Source organism: Phycisphaerae bacterium, assembly GCA_012729815.1.
GTDB lineage: Bacteria > Planctomycetota > Phycisphaerae > JAAYCJ01 > JAAYCJ01 > JAAYCJ01.
Map to the genome: position 1 here is coordinate 1 of JAAYCJ010000114.1, position 8,045 is coordinate 8,045.

At 63.9% G+C, this 8,045-nt stretch carries 5 protein-coding genes; 1 reads left to right on the forward strand and 4 read right to left on the reverse strand.

What is annotated here, in order from left to right; translation table 11 throughout:
- A partial coding sequence (locus tag GXY33_08165; GenBank protein NLX05103.1) for a hypothetical protein occupies positions 1 to 2,226 on the forward strand: 2,226 nt, incomplete at its 5' end.
- Positions 2,227 to 2,267: 41 nt separating this feature from the next.
- Here GXY33_08165 and GXY33_08170 read toward each other — a convergent pair.
- The 4 genes from GXY33_08170 to GXY33_08185 form a co-directional block, all read right to left on the reverse strand.
- Positions 2,268 to 3,806, reverse strand: coding sequence for a GGDEF domain-containing protein (locus GXY33_08170; GenBank protein ID NLX05104.1), 1,539 nt, complete (start codon positions 3,804 to 3,806; stop codon positions 2,268 to 2,270).
- 636 nt (positions 3,807 to 4,442) lie between these two features.
- Positions 4,443 to 4,628, reverse strand: coding sequence for a hypothetical protein (locus tag GXY33_08175; GenBank protein ID NLX05105.1), 186 nt, complete (start codon positions 4,626 to 4,628; stop codon positions 4,443 to 4,445).
- A gap of 159 nt (positions 4,629 to 4,787) precedes the next feature.
- Positions 4,788 to 7,412, reverse strand: coding sequence for a glycoside hydrolase family 5 protein (locus tag GXY33_08180; protein NLX05106.1), 2,625 nt, complete (start codon positions 7,410 to 7,412; stop codon positions 4,788 to 4,790).
- A 109-nt stretch (positions 7,413 to 7,521) separates the two neighbouring features.
- Positions 7,522 to 7,890, reverse strand: coding sequence for a hypothetical protein (locus GXY33_08185; protein ID NLX05107.1), 369 nt, complete (start codon positions 7,888 to 7,890; stop codon positions 7,522 to 7,524).
- Positions 7,891 to 8,045: the final 155 nt, after the last annotated feature.

The window sequence follows — 8,045 nt, forward strand, 5'->3', positions numbered from 1 at the left end:
AAGCTCTCCACGCTTCGCGTCACGATCAAAGGCCGCATCATCAGCCCAGACGGCCGGCCCATTCCGAGCGCAAAGGTGACCGGCGTCCTGGATGTCCACGACACTGCCTATGAGCAGTTTCTGGAGGCCAACGAAGCACCGACGTGGACCGCCCATACAGACGCGGACGGCCGGTACGAACTGCACGGAATGGACCCCATGCATTGGCACCACGTAGCTGCCGCTCTGGTCAACGGAAGGGCTCGCGACAACGTCGATATCCGCGTTGAAGCCCGCGGCTTCGTACAGCGGAAGGAAGACGCGCCGGAGGTCCCGCTTCTTCCCGAAGACGCCGTTTGTCTGGGCCGACGATGGCTGGCCATCCTCAACCAGGCGCAACAGCGACTCGGCAATATCCAACTCGCGGAAAAGGAGGGATGGACCCTCCCCGCCGCCACCGGCAACACAATCACCGGAATCGACATCGTCCTCCAGCCAATGGAGGCGCCAATCCCCACGGACGCCGATACGGCCGGGACACCAGCCGCTGATCCCTCCCATACCGATCCGCCGGTCACGCAACCCGCCGACAACTCGGACGGAGTGTCCGTCCAAGAGCGGACCGCCGGCGGGAACGCCAACATGCGTTACTTCCTGATCGGAGCGGCGGAGGCTGAGGCTCGGGCCGCTGAGGAGGAAACCATCAGCCCGATCGGCCCGGAAGCCAAACTCCTGCTCGTCCTGCCCGGCGGCGACGGCGGGCCCGATTTCCTGCCCTTCGTCAAACGCATCTACCGCCACGCCCTCTCCGATGATTACCTGGTCGCCCAGCTTGTCGCGCCGCGCTGGTCGGATGAGCAGGCCCAGAAGCTCGTCTGGCCCACCGAGACCAACCCGCGGCCGAATATGGAATTCAGCACCGAGCAGTTCATGGCTGCGGTGGTCAACGATGTTCACCGCGAGCACCGGTTCTCCCGCACCTTCACCCTCGGCTGGTCGTCGAGCGGACCGGCCTGCTACGCGGCATCGCTGACGCCCTCAGTACCCGTCCGCGGCACATTCGTCGCCATGTCGGTGTTCAAGCCCGACCAGCTTCCGCCGCTGGAGCGGGCCAGGACGCACACGTACTTCATTCTCCATTCGCCGCAGGACTTCATCCCCCTCCGCATGGCCGAGGAGGCCCGCGACCTGCTGGCGGATCACGGCGCCGCGGTCGAACTGGCCACCTACGACGGCGGCCACGGCTGGCGAGGCGACGTGTTCGGCAGCATCCGCCGCGGCATGGCGTTCCTGGAGGCGAACGTTCTCCGCACCCACGTCTACCTCATCAGCGATCTGCTGGAAGCCTTTGACCCGTCGAACCCATCCTACGCCGGGCAGCAGAGCGTCGCCCAAATCGTCGAGGGAATCCACAACGTCACCGGCGGCAGGGAAGAGTGGGAAAGCGGCCGGCACACGATCGACGTATGGCGAGATCGGTGGGCGATCATCCACACCTCCGCCAGGAACCACCAGCGGATCGATGATTACCTCAACCAAAGCAGAGAGCCATACCGCGCCAGCGTCGCCGTCGAAGCCAAATTCGTCACCGTCGATCTCAATGACCGCGACAAACTGCGCCAGTGGACGGCTGAGGACAAGATGCACCAATCCGACGACGGCGCCGCCACACGGATACTCACGCCCGACGAAGCCGAAGCTCTGATGGGGAGGCTTCAGTCCATCCGCTCGTCGTCCGTCTGCCAGGCCCCTCGCATCCTTGCACCGCACGGCATGCCACTGGAGATCACGGTGCCATCATCCGACCCGCTCGAACTTCCGCTGATCGACGACCCCACTACGCGCGTCGCCGTCCCGATCGCCTGTGCCATGCTGACCGGCCAAGCCGACGCCTCGCCTGACCGTCACAGCGTCACCCTCACCGCCGTCGCCGAGCACATCATCGGGCTTGAACAATTCAATCCAGCGGAACCCGATGACCTTCCGCAGTTGGCTGCGGCGGCCGTGACTCAGGATGTCCCCGACGGACAAACCCTCCTGATCAGCGTCCCCTTCCAGACCGTCCGCCCGGTCGCGGCCAAGGCAGTCAAGAACCCAAGCGACGGCGTCACGTTCGAACCCGTCTTCGAGCCGGTCGAATGCGGCTCAGAGCCCCAGCGCCGCCTCTACCTGCTGATCAGGCCCAAGATCATCATCCGCAGACCGCTCAGCCTCACCGACTCACAACCGACCGCCACTCCGCCCTGATCGCCGCCGCTCGCTGCAGTCTGCTTCCTGACGCTCTGATCTCACCCGCCCACGCGGTTGCCGCCCTGGCGTTTGGCCTCCACCAGCGCCCGGTCGGCTGCGTCGAGCAGCGCGTCGTACTTGAACGTCCCGCCGAACCGGTCGGTGGCGGACACGCCGACGCTGACGGTGACGGCGAATCTGGACTTGCCGTCGCTGATGCGCATCGCCTCGATCTCCCGGCGGATCCGCTCAGCCGTTTCAGCCGCCGCCTTCATATTCGAGCCGATCAGCAGCACGATGAACTGCCCGCCGCCGTACCGGGCAGCCAGGTCCCGCTGGCCCACGTGCCCGCGAATCGCGCCGGCCGCCGCACGCAACGTCTTGTCGCCCGCCTCATGGCCGTAGGAGTCATTGACCTGCTTGAAACCGTCAACGTCGATCATCAACAGCCCCACCGGCTCGCGGCAGATCGACCCGTCGACCAGCGTCGTCTCGAGGTACTCATCGAGCACCGCCCGGTTGGCCAGCCCAGTCAACGCGTCCATCCTGGCCGCCCGCTCCCAGTGGCGAAACGCCCGGGCCAACTCGTTCGACGGCTCCTGCCCTCGCGCCGCAGCGGCCGGCGAATTCCCACCGCTCACCTCGGCATCCAGAGCCAGGATCGCCAGTTCCGCCCGCGCCGCTTCCTGAAGCTCTTCCTCGCTGAACTCCGGACTCGCCCGAAGCGAGAACGCGTCGCCCACCTCGCGGTACTGCTTGAGCACCTCCACGATCAGACCTTCCTGCTCCTCCGGCGAGAGGCCCAGGCTGCGCCCGTTGGGCCAAGCCCCGCGCCGACCCGCTTCGTTCCGCCAGATCAGCGACGAGATCGCATCCGAAAGCTCCAGGACCGATCGCAGCGCCGCCGCCTCGCCGTCCAGAACGGCCTGCTGACCGGCATGGTGATGGCGCACCGCCTCGATCAGGGTCTCCGGCAGTTTCCAGCGGTCCAGCAGCCACGCGCTGACCGCCGCATGGTCGGCCCCCAACGTCTGACACTCCAGTTCGCACAGCGCCGGTCCCTGCTGGTGATAATACTCATGCAATATCGGACCGTACTTGCCGGGCAAAGCCTTCCACAGCGCCAGCACGCCGATGTCCTGCAGCAGGCCCGCCACAAACGCTTCCTCCGGGCTGAAACTTCTGGTCCGACCGGCCAGCAGCTTCGCGGATATCGCCGACGAAACGCCTCGTGCCCAATACCGCTGAATGTCGAACTGCGAATCCGCGAGCCCTCGCGTCCGGAGCACCGAAAACCCCAGCACCACGATCTTCGTCTTGCGAATGCCCAGCAGATTAACGCCCTGCGAAATCGACCCGATCTTGCGGGGAATCCCGAACAGGGCTGAGTTGACCACCTTCAGAATCCGCGCCACCAGGGCGGGATCCTGCTCGATCGTCCGCGCCAGGGTGCGCATGTCCGCCCGGTCGTCCTTGCACAGGTTCAGCACCTTCAACGCCACCGCCGGCAGCGAAGGAAGACTGTCGCACTGCTCCAAAGCACCAACCAGGTCGTCTGGGAGTACCGAAGTTCCTTCCAGAACCGATGTAAAACTCAAAACGGGAACCTCCTGAGGAAGCTACTGGACGTCTGTGTCGCACAGCGGCGCTCGCCTGCGCCCGATTGACGTCTCATCGGGCGTTTGACCCGTCCGGTTAACAGAACTATACCATACGCGCCGGCCGGCGGACCAAGCCCAAACCGGAGTCCTCCAACTCAACCCCGACCCTGCTTCGGCCGATGGAAGAGCAGGAGAGACTGACCGCCGACGAGGAACGTCGGGGCGAAGCTGACCGCGTGCCGTCCCGTACCGTCCGCCCAATGCGACTGGGACGCGGAGAAAGGCGATCCATGGAAGCGGATGTCCTTCAGAAAAAGACGACCAGCGTGATCATCATCACCGCCAACAACCTTCGCATCGAAGGCAAAATGTTCGTTGGCCCCCAGATCCGCCTCTCCACGAGCTCAACATGCCTCAGAAAAGATTTGTGATAGTCGGTAACGCCAACATCACCTTCCTCAACAGCGGCGAGACCTGCCGTCAGGACGTCGCCATTGTTAACAAGGACCACATCGTTTCAGCCTTCGCTGTCGAGTGACCCTTAACAGCCGACATTCCACCCAAACGCGCGCACCCGAAGCGTATGAGCGGCATTGGTCTTGATTACCGGACCATCTCACAGCAAGAACCGCCTCATCGCCTCCTGACCAGGCCTTGACCGCAGCAGGTGATCTCGCACTTCTCCTGCGTCTCGGCGTGGCAGGTGCATTCCTCTGCCGGCTTGCCCACGTCCACGCACTCCTTGAGCACCTGCAGTTCCATTCCGCACTGCTCGCAGGCGTAGACCTCGTTGCGCTTCATCTCGTGACAACTGGCCATAATCGTCCCCCTTCTTCACTGGAAGCAAACAAAAATGCCCCCACAGGCCCCATAATCCATACCCCAAACACCCCCCATTGTCCAGGGATTTCCACATCCTTCGACTTCCCGGACGAGGGCACGGAACACGCGGAAAGCAGGAATAACGCCCGCGATCCGTCATTCCGCTGGCTGGGTTGCCGCGGTAGGCGTCTTCCGCGAATGTTCGCGCCAGAACCGCAGCACCTCTTCGCGAAACTCCGGCACCAACCACGTGTACCCCGTCGCATCCGACGGCGACCAGACGTTGTGGTTGATCCTCATCCGATCGAAACGCTCCAGGGCGTGGCGCAACCAGATGACCCCCGAACGCGCCGACGCCTGGCCCGCATAGCCGACCACGCCGTACTCGCCGCAGTCCATCCGTGGGCCCTTTTCGATCATCAGCCGATAGACCGGCAGGCTGATCGAATCGCACTTGTAGCGGTCCCAGTAGTGGATGCTCTCGCTGTCGTTCCGCCAGCTCGGACTGGTCCACTCGATCATCGGCATGAAGCTCGGATAGAACACCCGCGGCATGAACGGACTGCCGCCTTCCACCACCCACTGGTGCGTAAACTGGTGCGGCCAGTAGTCGTGGAACCCGACGATGATGTTTTCGTCGCCCAGATCCTCCCAGAACTCCAGGCCCACCGGGTTGGCCATGTTCACCGCCTCGACCAGGATCGGCTTGTCGCCCGCCGCCGGCCGCAGCCGCTGTACCGCCTTCCGCATGAACACCGCGTAAGGCGCCACCGGCTGATGCTCGTGAAAAATCCCCGGCTCGTTCATCAGGTCATACCAGCCGACCACGTCCTGGTAGTCCTGGCACCACGACATGATCTCCGTCCATCGCTTGACGAACTCGTCAAACGCCTGGTCGCTCGAGAAATCCGACACCGGCGCCCAATTGTGATTGTCGACGCCCACCGTCAGGCCGCCCGCCTGCCGGGCCCACTCCAGGTTGCGCCGGACCAGGTCCCGCATCTCCGCGACCTTCGACCAGTCCCACTCGCTGAACCCGCCACAGGGCATTCGGATCGTCCGGCAGCCCTGCTCAGCCAGCTCGCGATACAACTCCGCCGTCGAATTCTCCACCGACACGTTCGCCCCGAACGTCCTCACCATCGGCCGCGACGGCAGCACGTACTCCAGAGGGCTCTGCCCATCCCGATACGCCCAGCCGTCCGGCGACCACGACACCTCACCCTTGATCTGCGCGCGAAGCGCACTGGTCGGCTTGAGGGACAGCGTCAGCAACGGCGGAACAGGGGTTAGCTTGATCGGCCTGACGTCGAAATCGCTCTGCCGTCTGATGTACGTGAACCGCTGCTCGACCCGATCGCCCCGCTGAATCTGCACGCACTGGGCCGGCTGATGCCGAAGCAGGCCCTGGTAGAACTCCGCGATGTCCGCCAGCCGGTCCTTCATCGCCGCCGGCAAGATCACGTACCCAACCGCCGCTGATTTCTCGAACGCCAGCGTCAGCACGCTACCGGCCCACGCCGCCCGTGTCGGCCGGCGGTTCATCACCAGCAGCATGCCACCCTTATCCGACCACAGCGCCAGCCACCCCTTGTCCGCATTCGCCAAGGCGCCCTTCTCCAGCGGCTGGGCCGCCGCACCGGGCGTCAGCACCTGATCCAGCGACGACTCCAGAAACGTCATCTCGAACGGACCATCCGATAGGTCCACCGTGACCATCGGCGTCAGGATCGAATAGTAGATCTTCATCCTCTCGCTGCGGTAGGCGCTGGCCGTCCATGTGCTCACAAGATCGAGCCTCGAACCCGGATCGACCAGCCGCACCGTCGCCGGCCCGTACACCGCCCGGTACGGCGTCGGCTCGGCGTGCTCCGGCCCGACCAGACCGTACTGCAGCTTCCATGCCTTGAGCCACGTGAAGATGTCCGTACCCAACTCCGGGGCGACCACGCCACCCAGTTCCCTGTCCAGTGCCGCCTGCAGCACATCGATCTTCGCCTCGACCTCATCGAAATCCACCGCCGCGCCCTCAGCGACCGCCTCTCTGACCCTCTGCATCGGCCCGTGGACCGCCATCCTCTCGCCCTCAGCCGCCTTCATCATCCGCCCGGCCAACTCCAGGTAACCGGCCCGGCAGCACAGCTCCGCTGCGTGACCTCGGGCATCCAACCACGCCTCGACCGCTCCAGGGTCCGTGCCCGCTCCCGCCAACGCCGCGATCTTCTCGCTCCGCAGACCCCACGGCGCCGGATACCGCATCAGCAGCCGATACGCCTCGGCCCGCGGATCGCCGGGCTGCCCCAGATCGATCAACGTCACCGCCGAGATAGCAACCGACGGCGTCGTCCCGTCATCCATCCGCTTGATCGCCAGCTTGTCGAACGCCTCCGGCGCATAGAAGAACTCCCGCACCGTCAGCGCCTGACCCGCGCCGCACTGCCGCACCCGTGTGATCTGCTGATGCCCAGCCTGACCGGACGCCCCTTCCACGTACAACGCGATCGCCCCCGCGTTCGCGCCGGTCGCGCTGATCGTGTACTCGATCTGGTACTGCCCGCTCGGCAGCGTCTTTCCAATCTCCACCACACCCCATCCGAACTTCGGCACGCTCGGTTTTAGCGCCACGCCCTTGACATCCGGCACGCCAGGAACGTCAACGATTTCGACGGCCTCCTGCTGGTAGCGTTCCGCCACATCGAAGGCGTACCTCTGCTCCGCGTGGGCAGACGAGGCAAAGACCAGCATCCACAAAACAGTGAGAGCGTTATGGTAGTAATTCATGCGTCTGCTGCTCCTTCTCTACCGCTGAAGGTCAAGACTGGATGTTGTCCTGGCCGGCGCCCGGCAAGCTTACTTGAAACGAACCGCGAGAACACATCCACTCACAACGTCAGGGAACAAGATATCCCTGGAAATCCCGGTAGTCATCCGGCTGCATGTTCTCAACGTGCTGATCGCAGAAAAGGACGTTGAAGCCCTGACCGGTGGGATGGCGCCAGGCGAGCCACTCGTAGAGCGATCCAGGATTCATGGGCTCAGCCCACACGTTGATGCAGTTCCACCCGTTCTCGATGGTTGTATCGACCAACAGCATGATGCGGGAGGGCTCCAGAATGTCATCAGCATTACGTCGTCCGTAGGGACCACTGACGCCAAGATGGCAATTGCCTCCGTAGCTGCACCAGTACACCCAGTGTGAAGGGTCCACCATGTGCTTGGGGCAATGAAACATCTCGCGAATCTGCGCCTCATTGACCATCCCAACCATCCTGGCCACGCAGCTCTGCCAGGATGGCAGAGAGCTCGAAGTCATAAAGAAAGGCGGGTATATCTCATTGTTCTCGTGTGTGTAAAGCTGGACACTCATACCCAACTGCTTCAGTCTGCTCCCGCAGATGGTGGTCTGCGCCTGCT